Source organism: Agromyces sp. NPDC057865 (genome assembly GCF_042796995.1).
GTDB lineage: Bacteria > Actinomycetota > Actinomycetes > Actinomycetales > Microbacteriaceae > Agromyces.
In genome coordinates, this window is the sequence record NZ_JBHVMJ010000001.1 from 1,262,786 (window position 1) to 1,274,988 (window position 12,203).

At 72.8% G+C, this 12,203-nt stretch carries 15 protein-coding genes; 6 read left to right on the top strand and 9 right to left on the bottom strand.

Features of this window, described 5'->3' with window-relative positions:
* The first annotated feature begins 102 nt into the window (after nt 1-102).
* From ACFVN5_RS05965 to ACFVN5_RS05980, 4 genes are all read left to right on the top strand, one after another.
* Nucleotides 103-1,092, top strand: a complete 990-nt coding sequence (locus ACFVN5_RS05965; protein WP_376953895.1) for an FG-GAP-like repeat-containing protein — start codon at nt 103-105, stop codon at nt 1,090-1,092.
* 108 nt (nt 1,093-1,200) lie between these two features.
* Nucleotides 1,201-1,470: a GlsB/YeaQ/YmgE family stress response membrane protein gene (locus ACFVN5_RS05970; RefSeq protein WP_148733731.1), complete on the top strand. Its 270-nt coding sequence runs from the start codon at nt 1,201-1,203 to the stop codon at nt 1,468-1,470.
* An 86-nt stretch (nt 1,471-1,556) separates the two neighbouring features.
* On the top strand, nt 1,557-1,874 hold the full coding sequence (locus ACFVN5_RS05975) for a DUF6412 domain-containing protein (protein ID WP_376953897.1): 318 nt from the start codon (nt 1,557-1,559) through the stop codon (nt 1,872-1,874).
* A 102-nt stretch (nt 1,875-1,976) separates the two neighbouring features.
* Nucleotides 1,977-2,786: a YidC/Oxa1 family membrane protein insertase gene (locus tag ACFVN5_RS05980; protein WP_376953899.1), complete on the top strand. Its 810-nt coding sequence runs from the start codon at nt 1,977-1,979 to the stop codon at nt 2,784-2,786.
* A gap of 16 nt (nt 2,787-2,802) precedes the next feature.
* Here ACFVN5_RS05980 and ACFVN5_RS05985 read toward each other — a convergent pair whose 3' ends face one another.
* Together ACFVN5_RS05985 and ACFVN5_RS05990 are read right to left on the bottom strand one after the other, a co-directional pair.
* Nucleotides 2,803-3,540, bottom strand: a complete 738-nt coding sequence (locus ACFVN5_RS05985; RefSeq protein WP_376953901.1) for a glutamine amidotransferase — start codon at nt 3,538-3,540, stop codon at nt 2,803-2,805.
* Nucleotides 3,537-4,238: a LysR family transcriptional regulator substrate-binding protein gene (locus ACFVN5_RS05990; protein ID WP_376953902.1), complete on the bottom strand. Its 702-nt coding sequence runs from the start codon at nt 4,236-4,238 to the stop codon at nt 3,537-3,539. The genes ACFVN5_RS05985 and ACFVN5_RS05990 overlap by 4 nt, the downstream gene beginning before the upstream one ends.
* A gap of 147 nt (nt 4,239-4,385) precedes the next feature.
* Between ACFVN5_RS05990 and ACFVN5_RS05995 the strand changes: the two genes are divergently transcribed.
* The gene (locus ACFVN5_RS05995; protein WP_376954329.1) at nt 4,386-4,784 is read left to right on the top strand and encodes a DUF5997 family protein; all 399 of its coding nucleotides are present in this window, start codon (nt 4,386-4,388) and stop codon (nt 4,782-4,784) included.
* Between the two features lie 183 nt (nt 4,785-4,967).
* On the opposite strand, the gene ACFVN5_RS06000 is transcribed toward ACFVN5_RS05995, so the two are convergent.
* On the bottom strand, nt 4,968-5,609 hold the full coding sequence (locus ACFVN5_RS06000; protein WP_376953903.1) for an alpha/beta hydrolase: 642 nt from the start codon (nt 5,607-5,609) through the stop codon (nt 4,968-4,970).
* Between the two features lie 51 nt (nt 5,610-5,660).
* Between ACFVN5_RS06000 and ACFVN5_RS06005 the strand changes: the two genes are divergently transcribed.
* Nucleotides 5,661-6,242, top strand: a complete 582-nt coding sequence (locus tag ACFVN5_RS06005; protein WP_376953904.1) for an NUDIX hydrolase family protein — start codon at nt 5,661-5,663, stop codon at nt 6,240-6,242.
* Between the two features lie 27 nt (nt 6,243-6,269).
* Here ACFVN5_RS06005 and ACFVN5_RS06010 read toward each other — a convergent pair whose 3' ends face one another.
* From ACFVN5_RS06010 to ACFVN5_RS06035, 6 genes are all read right to left on the bottom strand, one after another.
* Nucleotides 6,270-7,226, bottom strand: coding sequence for a nucleoside hydrolase (locus tag ACFVN5_RS06010; protein ID WP_376953905.1), 957 nt, complete (start codon nt 7,224-7,226; stop codon nt 6,270-6,272).
* A gap of 44 nt (nt 7,227-7,270) precedes the next feature.
* On the bottom strand, nt 7,271-7,774 hold the full coding sequence (locus tag ACFVN5_RS06015) for a GNAT family N-acetyltransferase (RefSeq protein WP_376953906.1): 504 nt from the start codon (nt 7,772-7,774) through the stop codon (nt 7,271-7,273).
* A gap of 319 nt (nt 7,775-8,093) precedes the next feature.
* Nucleotides 8,094-8,723, bottom strand: a complete 630-nt coding sequence (locus tag ACFVN5_RS06020; RefSeq protein WP_376953908.1) for a hypothetical protein — start codon at nt 8,721-8,723, stop codon at nt 8,094-8,096.
* Between the two features lie 258 nt (nt 8,724-8,981).
* Nucleotides 8,982-10,577, bottom strand: coding sequence for a DEAD/DEAH box helicase (locus tag ACFVN5_RS06025; protein WP_376953909.1), 1,596 nt, complete (start codon nt 10,575-10,577; stop codon nt 8,982-8,984).
* A 356-nt stretch (nt 10,578-10,933) separates the two neighbouring features.
* Nucleotides 10,934-11,563, bottom strand: coding sequence for a DUF1684 domain-containing protein (locus ACFVN5_RS06030; protein ID WP_376953911.1), 630 nt, complete (start codon nt 11,561-11,563; stop codon nt 10,934-10,936).
* On the bottom strand, nt 11,560-12,129 hold the full coding sequence (locus tag ACFVN5_RS06035; RefSeq protein ID WP_376953912.1) for a hypothetical protein: 570 nt from the start codon (nt 12,127-12,129) through the stop codon (nt 11,560-11,562). The genes ACFVN5_RS06030 and ACFVN5_RS06035 overlap by 4 nt, the downstream gene beginning before the upstream one ends.
* Between the last annotated feature and the right edge of the window lie 74 nt (nt 12,130-12,203).

Below are 12,203 nucleotides of genomic sequence, written 5' to 3' on the forward strand. Positions count from 1 at the left end.
GTCGACCGCGCCGTGATCGGCGTAACCCGCTCAGCGGGTCGAACGCCCGGTGGGTCGAAAAGGGGACCACCCGAATGGGGGGTACAGCGGAACAATGGGACCATGGACCCATCCGCACGACGTTCGCGAACGACGCCCGCTGCACGAGACCCACGGCGAGCGAGATCCGTCGGCTTCGTCCTCGGCTTCGGCCTCGCTGCCACAGCCCTGGTCATCCCGTCCGTCGTCGTCGATGCCGCATTCGCGAGCGAGGTGGGTGCGGGCGAGCTGATGACGTCCGCGGCGGCGGGGCAGGCGTCGACGGCGGCCGACGCGGACCCCAGCCTCCGCGCCACCGGTACGCGTGACTTCGACGGGGACCGCGTCGGCGACGTCTTCCGCGTCACCGAGGACGGCAGGCTGCTGCTCTATCGGGGAGATGCCAGGGGCGGCTGGGTGAGCGGCGAGGGCGCGGTCGTCGGCAGCGGCTGGGACGTGTTCGCCGGGATCGTCGCACCGGGGGACTTCGACGGCGACGGGAACGCCGATCTCGTGGGCGTCGGCCCCGACGGCTCGTTGCGACTGTACGCCGGCGACGGCGACTCCGGCTGGATCGACGGCCGCGGCGCGGCCATCCACGGCGCGCCCGAACCGCAGCGGGTCGTGCTCGCCCCTGGTGACTTCTCGGGCGACGGAATCGCGGATCTCATCGGCGTGGGCGCGGACGGGATCCTGCGGCTGTACGTCGGCGACGGCGCGGGCGGCGTACGCGAGGGGGTCGGGATCGGCTCCGGCTGGGATCGCTTCCCGCATGTGTTCACCTCGGGCGACTTCACCGGGGATACCCGGCCCGACGTCCTGGCCGTCACGCCGGAGGGCGCGTTCATGATCTACCCCGGCGATGGGCGCGGCGGCTGGCTCAACGAGTACGGCTTCGCTCGGGGATCGGGATGGGACATGTTCGCCGTGCTCACGAGCCCGGGCGACTTCACCGCCGACACGAAGCCCGACGTGCTCGGCGTGACACCCGACGGGTCGATGCTCCTGTATCGCGGGAACGGCGTCGGCGCGTGGGTCACTGGTATCGGCGAGCTCATCGGGGCCGGGTGGTGAGCCGCGGCATCCGGCCGATCTAGCGCGTCTCCGGCCCGGTCTGCAAGGGGTTGCTCGCCGGTCGGCGGAGTGGAATCGTGCTGATCACCCCGATTCGAAGGAGCGCACATGAGTTTCCTCGCATTTCTCGTCCTCGGCCTCATCGCCGGCGCGATCGCCAAGCTGATCCTGCCCGGCAAGCAGGGCGGGGGCTGGTTCATGACCCTGCTGCTCGGGGTCGTCGGCGCACTGCTCGGCGGCTGGCTCGGCAGCCTGATCCTCAACCGTCCGCTGACGGAGTTCTGGGATCTCGGCACGTGGCTGCTCGCCATCGGCGGCTCGATCATCGTGCTGCTGATCTGGGGGCTCATCACTCGCAACCGGACCCGCACCACCTGAGCGGTACGACCGATCCGAGCGGATGACGCGACTTCGCGTCATCCGCTCGCTCGTGTCAGGAGGGCGTCCCAGCCGCGAGTGCTAGCGTGAGCCGAGACGCGAGGGAGGCCGAGGTGGAGCTGTTCGTCATGCTGCTGCGCCAGGTGCAGGCCTCGCTCGACATCGCCACGGCGTCGAACCCGCAGGTCACGGTGATCCTGCTCGGCGTGCTCGGCGCGGCCGCGGTGGTCCTCGTCGCCGCGGCGTGGAGTTCGGTGCCCGCGCTCGTCGCGGCCGATCCCAGCGGGGCCGCCACGCGGCTGCGGCAGACGGCCGATCCCGGCACGCTGCTCGCACAGAGCGACCCCGATGCGGCGGGGCGCCCGCGCCCGAGGGCGCCCGGACGCGGCATCCCGGCCGCGTAACCGCACCGACCATCGACGACCCTGCCCGGCAGGGTGCACGGTCGACCCCGCTGTTCCGCGGCCAGACGGATCCCGCATCCCTCCGACCGTTTGGAACACTCCATGGACCTCTACGCCTTCCCGCCCATCGCCGCCGTGCTCGACGGCGCCCATGCCCTGCTCATGGGCCTCGCCGACCTGCTCCAGCCGCTCGTCGGCGTCTCGAGCGCCGCCGCCGCGATCGTGCTCGTCACGCTCCTCGTGCGCGCCGCGCTCGTCCCCGTCGGCGTCTCCCAGGCGAAGGCCGAGCGCACCCGTGCGCGGCTCGCGCCGAAACTCGCCGAGCTGCGCAGGAAGCACGGCAGCAACCCCGAACGCCTCCAGCGCGAGACGATGGCGCTCTACTCCGACGAGGGCTCCTCGCCCTTCGCGGGCTGCCTGCCGATGCTCGTGCAGGCGCCGATCGTGGGCGTCATCTATGCGCTCTTCATCCTGCCCACGATCGCCGGCCACCCGAACACGCTGCTCGACCACACCCTGTTCGGCGTGCCGCTCGGGTCGAGCCTGGCGGGCGAGGTCGCCGCGGGCGCGCTCACGCCCGGTGCGCTCGCCGTGTACGCCTCGGTCGTCGTCGCCATCGCGCTGGTCGGCGAGGTGACCCGGCGCGTCTTCCGACCGCAGCTGCCGGATGCCGCGACGACGGCGTCCCCGTCGCCCGGCTCGTCGGCCGGCACCTCGACGCCCGACCCGTCCGCGCTGCTCGCGTCGGCCGGCATGCAGCGCGCGCTCGGACTCCTGCAGTTCATCACCGCCATGATCGCGGTGTTCGTGCCGCTCGCGGCCGCGCTGTACCTGCTCGTCACGGTCGCGTGGACGCTCGGCCAGCGGGTCGTGCTGCGCCGGGCGTATCCGCTGCGGTCGCTGCCGGCCTGACGGCTCAGCGGGCGCCTCAGGCCTCGGCGTCGGCGAGCTCGACGAAGCGCCGCAGCATCCGTCGCGGTTCGGTGACGGATGCCGCGGCGACGCGCGCGTTGAACGCGTCGAGCTCGTCGGCCGGGAAGTACCCGTGGTGCCGGTACACGACGGCGCGGGCGATGAAGTCCCCGGCAGAGACCTCGGGGTGGAACTGCGTCGCGTAGACGTTGCCGCCGACGCGGTAGACCTGCACGGGGCATCGGGCCGACGAGGCGAGCAGCACCGCCCCGGGCGGCAGCTCGTCGGCGGCCTCCTTGTGGCCCGCGAACGCGTGGAACCGCTCGGGCAGCACGCCCACGAGCGGGTCGGCGACGCCCTCGGGCGTGAGCGTCAGCTCGATCGCGTCGGCGGGCTCGGCGTAGCCGGTGCCGAGCGTGCCGCCGAGCACGCGCGTGAGCACGCCGATGCCGTAGCAGGTGAACAGCACGGGGAAGTCGCGGGCGAGGGCCGCCTCCGCGAGGCGCGCGAGGTCGTCCTCGACGCGTCGCTGCGTCGCCGACTTCTCGCGCTCGGGCGTGATCACGTTGAACGAGCTGCCGCCCACGACGACCCCTGCGACGCGGTCGAGCGGCGGCTCGCCGAGCGGCTCCCGGTCGAGGCGGAGGTGCACGAGGCGCTCGGGCTCGAGGCCCATCGCGACCCGCATCGACTCGTACTCGGGCCCGACCGCGTCCGCCTCGGGGCGCGCGGCGAGGAACAGGAACGGCTTCATCGCCCGCGACCGCCCCGCTTCCGGGCGGTGCGGCCCGAGCGAGCGGATGCCGCGCGCCCCGTGCCCCGGCCCCGGGACGCGGCTTTGCCGGCGCCGCCCTTGGGCGGGGTGGCGGCGGCCTTCTTCGGCGAGCCTGCTTCCGAGCCGGTCGCGTCGTCGTCGGACTCGCCGCGCGAGCTCCGCGTCGTGCGGCCGCGCACGACCCCGACGAACTCCTGGATGTCGGCGTCGTCGCGCTCGACGCGCCAGACGAGCGCGATGCGCGTCGGCGCGGCATCCGTCACCGGCACTGCTGCGACGTCGCGACGGTGGTGCAGGCGGGCGAGGCTGTGGGGGAGGATGGCGTAGCCCGTGCCCGCGGCGACCAGCTCGACGGTCATCGCGGGGTCGGGCTGCGCGGGCGCGGCGGGCTCGTGCTCGAGGTCGGCGAGCGTGAGCTCCGCGGCGTCGGCGAGCGGGTGGTCCTTCGGGAGCACCGCGACGGCGACCTCCTCCCAGAGCGGGATGCGGTGCAGGCCCTCGGCCTCGACCGGCAGGCGCACGAAGGCCAGGTCGGCGCCGCCGGCGAGGACCTCGGCGAGCTGCTCGGGCTGCTCGACCCGCACCGCTTCGAGCGGCAGGTCGGGACGGCGCTCCGCCCAGGCGCGCAGCCACTTCGCGGGGCTCACCCCGGCGACGTAGCGGAGCCTCAGCGTCACAGCGCCCCCGTCCGATGTCCGGCCGCTCCGGCCTGCCCACAGCCTAGCCACTCGGGTGTTCACGGCAGCCGCCCGGCGTCACACGACGAGCGGCGGGCGGATGCCGCGGAACGGGGCTACGGTGTCAGGGTGAGCCAGTCCCAGTCGATGAAACCCGAGACCGCCGCCAAGAGGCTCGGCATCCTCCTCGAGGCCGCCCCCGCGGACTTCCGCGAGGGCGTCGTGACGCGGGACGAGCTGAACACGCTTCAGTCGGATCCGCCCGAGTGGCTGCAGGTGCTGCGCCGCGAGGGCCCGCACCCCCGCGGTGTCGTGGCCGCGAAGCTCGGGGTCTCGAACTCGGGCCTCGCCCGCGGCGGCGTCACCGAGCCGCTGACGACCGCCGAGATCAAGGAGCTGCTCGCCGCGCCACCGCAGTGGCTCGTGCAGGAGCGGGCGACCCAGGCGGGCGTGCGCGCCGAGAAGCGCCGCGTCGCCGACCGGGATGCCGACCGGGCCGCGAAGCGCACCGAGGCCGGCGGCGGCGGAGGCGGCGGGGGCGTCTAACCGAGCCCGTGGGACGAGGAGCGCCGCAGCTGCGTCTCGAAACCCACGGACCCATCCGTCCCAGATCCTTCCGCAGGAAGAATCAGGTGACACGCCGTGGCGAGTCCACCGACACGCCGCGAAGACCCGGGATCTTCCTGCATTTCGTCGCAGACGGGTCTCGAGACGCGCCTGCGGCGATCCTCAACCCTCGGCGGTCGCGTACTGCGTCCGCAGGAACGCGGTCACGTCGGCGAGCTCGCGCTCTGAGACGGAGTGGCCGAGGCCCTCGTAGATGCGCGCGTCGAGCTCGGCGTGCGACGGCAGCCACGCCTGGGTGCGGGCGACGGATGCCGCGGGGATGACCCCGTCGTCGGTGCCGCGACCCCAGAAGACGGGGGGCGCGAGCTGCGACATCCGTTCATCGCCGTCGCGGACGCCCGGGAGCGCGAAGCCCGCGAGGCTGACCGCGAACGCGAACCGGTCGGGTGCGCGGCGGAGCAGCTCGAGCGCCATCGCGCCGCCCTGCGAGAAGCCGAGGAGGCCGATCGACGTCGTGTCGGGCGCCACCCGGTCGAGCCAGTCGATGATCGCGGTCGTCGCCTGGTCCGCGCTCTCGAGGGCCTGCTCCTCACCCTGCGCGAGCAGGGGGAACCACGCGTACCCGTAGCCGGCGTCGATGGGCGCCCGCAGCGACGCGATCGCGGGCGCCAGCGGCAGGTACGGGGCGAGCCCGAACAGGTCGCCCTCGTGGGAGTTGAAGCCGTGCAGCAGCACCAGGAGCGGGCGCTCGGCCCGGTCGGACGGCGATGCCGACCAGAGCACCGCCTCGTCGTCGATCCGCATCAGGGCATCGTACCCCGGGCCGTCGGGCCGTCGGTGAGGCAGAATCGAGGCATGAGCGTGCGCACACCCGACCCGGACTGGAACCCCGGCGACGAGCCCGTGGTTCGCCCGCCCGCGAATCCGGGCTGGCTGAGCGACCTCGAGCTCGCCGAGGTGCGCGGGCGGCTCCCGCTGCTCTACGTCGAGGCGGTGCCGGTGCGCGTCGACGGGTTGGGGCAGGTGACCGAGATCGGCATGCTCCTGCGCGCGAACGCCGTCGGCGAGATGACGCGCACGCTCGTCTCGGGCCGCGTGATGTACGGCGAGACCATCCGCGACGCGCTGTTCCGCCACCTCGAGAAGGACCTCGGGCCGATGGCGTTCCCGCTCCTGCCCGCCAGTCCCGTGCCGTTCACCGTCGCGGAGTACTTCCCGCTGCCCGGCCTGTCGCCGTTCACCGACGAGCGGCAGCACGCCGTGTCGCTCGCGTTCGTGGTGCCCGTGACGGGCACGTGCGAGCCGCGGCAGGACGCGCTCGAGGTGACGTGGATGACGCCCGTCGAGGCGGCGTCCGAGAGCATCGCGGCCGAGATGGAGGGCGGGCGCGGGGTGCTGCTGCGCCAGGCGCTCGCCGCGGTCGGCGCGCTGCGCTGAGCCCCGTGGTGGGGCTGAGCCGCTGGGCTACGCCGTGAGCCCGAGCGTGTCGAGGAACAGCCGGGCGATGCGCTGGGCGTCGACGTCGAGCGCGACCTCGACGCGCGTCCACTCGCCGGCCAGGCCGTGCACCATGTCCTCGCCCGAGAAGTCGCGGCGGTCGACGAGGGTCTGTCCGCGCCCGTAGCCCGCGAGCTCCACGCGCACGGGCCGCACCTCGGTGCGGAGCGCGAGGGGGTCGACGATCGAGCAGACCGCGCCGGCATCGCCGATGAGGCCGGTGTACTCGGCACGCTCGTCCTCGGAGAGCACGACGCGGTTGCCGAGGAGCGCGCCCACCGCCCGGCCGAGCGCATCGTCGCCGTGCTCCAGTGCCCACGCCGTGTCGTGGTCGACGGCGACGCGATTGAACACGTCGAGGCCGTACATGTAGGCGGGCACGCCCGAATCGAGCACGATCGCCGCGGCCTCGGGGTCGTGCCACACGTTGAACTCCGCCACCGCGGTCGCGTTGCCGACGCTCGCCGATCCGCCCATGAAGACGATGCGCTCGAGGTTCGAGGCGACCTCGGGGTAGGTGCGCAGGAGCAGCGCGAGGTTCGTCTGCGGTGCGAGCGCCACGAGCGTCACGGGTCGGTCGTGCCCGAGGATGAGCCGGCGCAGCAGCTCCACCGCGGCGACGGGCTCGGGCTGCCGTGCGGTCGCCGGCAGCACGACGCCGCCGAGTCCGTCGGCGCCGTGCACGTGCCGAGCCTCCCGCGGCGCCTCGATCAGCGGTCGGGGAGCACCCGCGGCCACCGGCACGTCGGGCGCGCCGACGGCGTCGAGCACGCGCAGCGTGTTGTCGACGACCTGCGGGAGCGGCGCGTTCCCGGCCACGCACGAGATGCCGAGCAGGTCGAGGCCCGGATGCCGCACCGCGAACATGATGGCGAGGGCGTCGTCGACCCCGGTGTCGACATCGAGGATGACGGGAACGCTCATCGGATCACCGTAGCGCCCTCGCGGCATCCGCTGCCGTCACGTGCTCAGCGGACGAAGCGCACCTCGTGGATCTCCTCGCCGAGGAACGGCACGACCTGCTCGCCACCGTCGAGCGTGTATCCATTGCGCTGGTAGAACCGGTGCGCGCGCGGGTTGTCGGACGCCACCCAGAGGTAGGAGGGGTCGCTGCCGACGGCGGCGTCGAAGAGCTTCTGGCCGATCCCGGTGCCGTGGTAGGCGTCGAGCAGGTAGATGAAGTAGAGCTCGCGATCGCGCGGGGCATCCTCGTCGCGGGCCGGGCCCGAGCCGACGAAGCCGACGATCTCGCCGTCGACGAGGGCCGCGAACTGCTGGTACTCCTCGCCGCGCTCGGCGTAGTGGTTCCACAGCTCGGCCATGCGCCGAGGGGAGAGCTTCTCGAATGCGGCCGCGCTGATGAGGTGGTCGTACGTCTCGTGCCAGCAGGTGGCGTGGACGCGCCCCAGGGCCTCGACGTCGGAATCGCGGATGGGGCGGACGACGACTTCGGCAACAACATCGGTGCTCATGCCGAAAGGCTAAGCCAGCGCGCGCGGGACGCGAAATCGAGCGTCACACCGCCGGTGCGACACGCCGGAGCGGCGTGTGCGCACCCAGAAGGGTGCGGGGCCGTCGCCCGCGTCGCTCGCGCCGCCACGGGCGGTGCCTCGTCCCAGCATCCATTTCCCGAGTGGGCGATCTTGGTGCTGTTCTGGTGAACGACGCGCCAAGATCGCCCACTCGCGGTCTGGGAGGGTCAGTCCTGGGTGCTGCGATTTGGTGCGCGCGTTGCGCGACCGTTCGGTGGCAGGTGCGCGCAACGCTGCGGACCGAGGGCGTCGGCTGCCGTCAGGCCAGCTCGGACTTGCCCGACGACTGCTTCGCCAACGCGCGGAGGACGCTGAACGCGCCGAGCGCACCGAACAGGAGAGAAAAGACGATGGAAGGGAAGTACGCGCTCCATACCTCGGGGTCGCCCAGCATTTCGCGGTAGATCGCCCAGAACTCGGCCATGTAGAACGCCGCCGGCATCGGCGCTTCAATGGCGGTCGCGAGGTCCCATGCCAACCCGGCGAGGAAGCTGAGGACCAGCGTGACGACCGTCACGCTCATGATGACCCAGAAGCCCGCTCTCGAGATGACCGTGCCGGGCCCGAGGCGGTAGAGACCCGACCCGAGGATGTAGAGGAAGAGCGCTCCCCACACAACGCCGAAGGCGACGATCGCGGAGACGAAGCCCCACTGCCAGAGCAGAACCCAGCCCGCGATGCCAGCAGGGATGATCAGGAGCGACAGCAGGGAGCCACGTAGGACGTGCTCGTCCGCGAGTCCAGCGGGTGGTGCGACGCCCTCCGCAGGTTCGGCAACGGAAAGACGTTCAGGATCGCGGCGCGTCGGAGCGGGCGAGTCGCCAGCGGCAGCAGGAGACCGACCGTTCTCGGGATCCGGGACCGGAGTGGCGGAATCGTCCTCGGACATGCAAACTTCAGGGGCCAGATGAGGCGACCGGTGGTGCCATCGCCTCCGATAAGGCTGACTATGTCAGACCACGATCGTGCGCGGCAAGTCGCCGCGACGCCCCAGTTCGGGGCGTCGCGGATCCTGCCAAAGGGGTCGTCGTCGACGGTCGAGCCGCCGGAGCGGTGACTGCAGCGAAGGGGGCGCGCAGCGATTGGGCGATCTTGGCGAGTTCTCGTGGACCAACGCGCCAAGTTCGCCCACTCGCGGCCTACGGGCTCAGCCCTGCGCGCGGCGGTTCGTGCGCTGGGTGCGGTTGGGCGAGACGAGGCTGCCCATGCGCAGCGGCTGCTTCGCGGTCGAGCGACCGGATGCCCCGCCCTTCGACGAGCTCAGGGACCGGCTCGCGCCGGTCGTCTGCGCGCCGCGGCTCTGGCCCGCGCCCTGCTTGGGGGCGTGCGCCTTCAGCTCTGCCGGGCGGCCGGAGCGGTCCTTGCGCGGCGTCGCGGGCGCGACGTCCGAGCTGCCCTGACCGCGACCGCGGCCGCGGCTGCGACGACCCTCGCCGGCCGGACGCTGCGCGCCGCCGGCGGCGAGCTCGTCGCGGCGGGCGCGCTTGCGCTGGGCGTTCGCGCCCTGCGAGCGGCCGCCGCCGCCGTTCCCCGGGCCCGCAGCGGGGCGCGGCGCCGGCTTCACGTACGGCGCGACGTCGCCGACGAGCGCCGTCACCGACGCCGACTCCGCGGTGACCCGCTCGGGCGTCACGGTGATGGCGGCCTTGCGCAGCAGGGTCTTGAGGTCCTGCTTCTGGCCGGGGAGGCAGATCGTCACGACGTCGCCCTCGCTGCCGGCACGCGCCGTGCGGCCCGAGCGGTGCAGGTACGCCTTGTGCTCCATGGGCGGGTCGACGTGGATCACGAGCTCGACGTTGTCGACGTGCACGCCGCGCGCCGCGACATCCGTGGCGACCATGACCTTGACGGAACCGTCGCCGAACGCGGCGAGGTTGCGGTCGCGCTGCGGCTGCGACAGGTTGCCGTGCAGGTCGACGGAGGGGATGCCCTGCTCGGTGAGCTTCTTCGCGAGCTTCTTCGCGTGGTGCTTGGTGCGCATGAAGAGGATGCGGCGACCGGTGCCCGAGGCGAGGGTGCGTACGAGCTCGTCCTTCGCGTCGACGTCCTCGATCTCGAACACGTGGTGCGTCATCTGCGCGACGGGGGAGTTCGCCTCGTCGACCGAGTGCAGCACCTCGTTCTGCAGGTATCGCTTGACCAGCTTGTCCACGCCGTTGTCGAGCGTGGCCGAGAACAGCAGGCGCTGCCCGCCCTGCGGGGTCTTGTCGAGGATGCGCGTGACGACCGGCAGGAAGCCGAGGTCGGCCATGTGGTCGGCCTCGTCGAGCACGGTGATCTCGATCGCGTCGAGCGTGATGAAGCCCTGCTTCATCAGGTCCTCGAGGCGACCGGGGGTCGCCACGACGATGTCGACGCCGGAGCGGAGCGCGTCGACCTGTCGCTTCTGGTTGATGCCGCCGAAGATCGTGGTGGCCTTGAGGTCGTACGCCGCGGCGAGGGGCTCGATGGTCGCGGTGATCTGCGTCGCGAGCTCACGCGTCGGCGCCAGCACGAGGGCGAGCGGCCGGCCGGGGCGGCGGCGGCCGCCGGCGAGGGAGGTGCCGAGGCGCGCGGCGATGGGCAGCGCGAAGGCGAGGGTCTTGCCCGAGCCGGTCTTGCCGCGGCCGAGCACGTCGCGGCCGGCGAGCGTGTCGGGCAGGGTGTCGACCTGGATCGGGAACGGGGAGGTCTTGCCGTCGGCGGCGAGGGCCGCGACGAGCGGAGCGGGCACGCCGAGCGTGCTGAAGGTGATGTCGGTCACTGGTGCCTTTCAGGGGCAGAGCGCACCGCAGGTCGAGTCGGCAGCACCCCTCGACTGGCTCGGGGAGCGGCGGATCGGACCCGGCGGTGGGTTGTGGCGAAGGCGCCGGTCGGCGCATCCGTTCGCCGTATGAGAGTCATCGGGCGCCCTCTCGACGAGGCCCTGCCCGGAAGCGTTTCTACGACGCAGGCGGCGCGTTCATCGCGCTCGCCGGAGTCCACCATAGCGGACGCCGCCGGGCGATCGCTGTGAACACCCGGTGGTCGAGTAGCGCCCGGCGCAGCCGGACGCGTATCGAGACGTGCGCGGTCTCGATACGCGTCGCCTCCGGCGGCGCTACTCGACGAGCGGCGGGCTCAGCGCGGCATCCGCTCGCCCACCGGGATCTCGTCGCGCAGGGTGTTGCCCGGCTGCGCGAGCGGGCACGACCACGACGGGTCGTAGGCGCACGAGGGGTTGTAGGCGAAGTTGAAGTCGATCACGAGCGTGTCATCGCCGGCGCCCGGGCCGAGGTCGGCGCCCTTGACGGTGTCGAGCAGGTAGCGCCCGCCGCCGTAGGTGCCGCCCGTGAGGCCTGCGAGGCCGTCCTTCACCGGGAGGAACAGGCCGCCGCCGTAACCGGTGAGCCGCCACACGTCGAGCGAGCCGAGGTAGGGCAGGCGCACCGCGCCGACGAGTGAGAACGGGATCTTCCCGTCGGTGGCGCTGTCCACGACGATGCGCACGGGCTCCTCCGAACGGTGCACCTCGAGCTCGAAGCGCCAGTCGGGGTCGTAGCGAGCGATCCGCAGGCCCGTGAAGTTCGACCGGTCGTCGGGCAGCAGCGGCGACTGCGGATGCCCCGCGAAGAGCTCGTCGCGTCCCGACTTCCAGAGCTCGTGCCCCGACGCGGGGTCGTGCACGCTCAGCTGCCGCACGCCCGCGTAGAGGCCGAAGACGCGTCTTCGCCAGTCCGCGAGCTGCAGCGACCCGATCGAGGCGTTCACGCGGCGGCCCCCCGGGTGACGGATGCCGCGCCGGATGCCCCGGCGGCGGAGGCGGCGGACGCGGCGGCCGCCGCATCCGCCGTGCCGGGCGGGTCGAACGACCACGACGGAGCGAGCTGGCGGAGTCGCATGCCGCGCCACTGCCAGAACGCCCAGGTCGGATACCAGGCGACCACGTCGAGGGCGCCCGCTCGCGCGCGCAGCTGGTCGCGGTAGAGGGTGCGCCCGTCGGGGAGGGCGGAGACCGCCATGCGGTGGTCCCAGCGGTCGAACAGGGCGAGCGGGCCGGTGAGGGCGCCGCCGCCGTCGCGCAGCATCCGCACGCCCGTCGGCAGGCCGCCGGGGTAGCTGACGTCGACGAGCTCCTCGCCCGCCGGGAAGCGCCGGAACGCGAGCGCGCGCACGCGGTGCGGTCCCTCGGGCCACGTGGTGGGCAGGCCGTCCTGCTCGAGCGACGAGAAGTCGAGCCAGGGTGCGACCACCTCGCGCAGCACGGCCGGGCTCCGGAGCGCGCGCCACGCGGCATCCGGCGTGCAGTCGAGCGTGAGTTTGAGGAGCACCCGCATGTCCAGAGAGTAGGCCGAGCGGATGCCCCTGCCAAGGAACCCCGCCGGATTCACGGCGGCCACCCGGCCGGGAC

Excerpts from the sequence above, each read along its gene's own strand:
- ACFVN5_RS06015 (WP_376953906.1), bottom strand. The coding sequence starts at position 7,774 with ATGAGCACCGATGTTGTTGCCGAAGTCGTCGTCCGCCCCATCCGCGAT.
- ACFVN5_RS06035 (WP_376953912.1), bottom strand. The coding sequence starts at position 12,129 with ATGCGGGTGCTCCTCAAACTCACGCTCGACTGCACGCCGGATGCCGCG.
- ACFVN5_RS05985 (WP_376953901.1), bottom strand. The coding sequence starts at position 3,540 with ATGAAGCCGTTCCTGTTCCTCGCCGCGCGCCCCGAGGCGGACGCGGTC.
- ACFVN5_RS05995 (WP_376954329.1), top strand. The coding sequence starts at position 4,386 with ATGAAACCCGAGACCGCCGCCAAGAGGCTCGGCATCCTCCTCGAGGCC.
- ACFVN5_RS06000 (WP_376953903.1), bottom strand. The coding sequence starts at position 5,609 with ATGCGGATCGACGACGAGGCGGTGCTCTGGTCGGCATCGCCGTCCGAC.
- ACFVN5_RS05965 (WP_376953895.1), top strand. The coding sequence starts at position 103 with ATGGACCCATCCGCACGACGTTCGCGAACGACGCCCGCTGCACGAGAC.
- ACFVN5_RS05980 (WP_376953899.1), top strand. The coding sequence starts at position 1,977 with ATGGACCTCTACGCCTTCCCGCCCATCGCCGCCGTGCTCGACGGCGCC.
- ACFVN5_RS05970 (WP_148733731.1), top strand. The coding sequence starts at position 1,201 with ATGAGTTTCCTCGCATTTCTCGTCCTCGGCCTCATCGCCGGCGCGATC.
- ACFVN5_RS06010 (WP_376953905.1), bottom strand. The coding sequence starts at position 7,226 with ATGAGCGTTCCCGTCATCCTCGATGTCGACACCGGGGTCGACGACGCC.
- ACFVN5_RS06005 (WP_376953904.1), top strand. The coding sequence starts at position 5,661 with ATGAGCGTGCGCACACCCGACCCGGACTGGAACCCCGGCGACGAGCCC.
- ACFVN5_RS06020 (WP_376953908.1), bottom strand. The coding sequence starts at position 8,723 with ATGTCCGAGGACGATTCCGCCACTCCGGTCCCGGATCCCGAGAACGGT.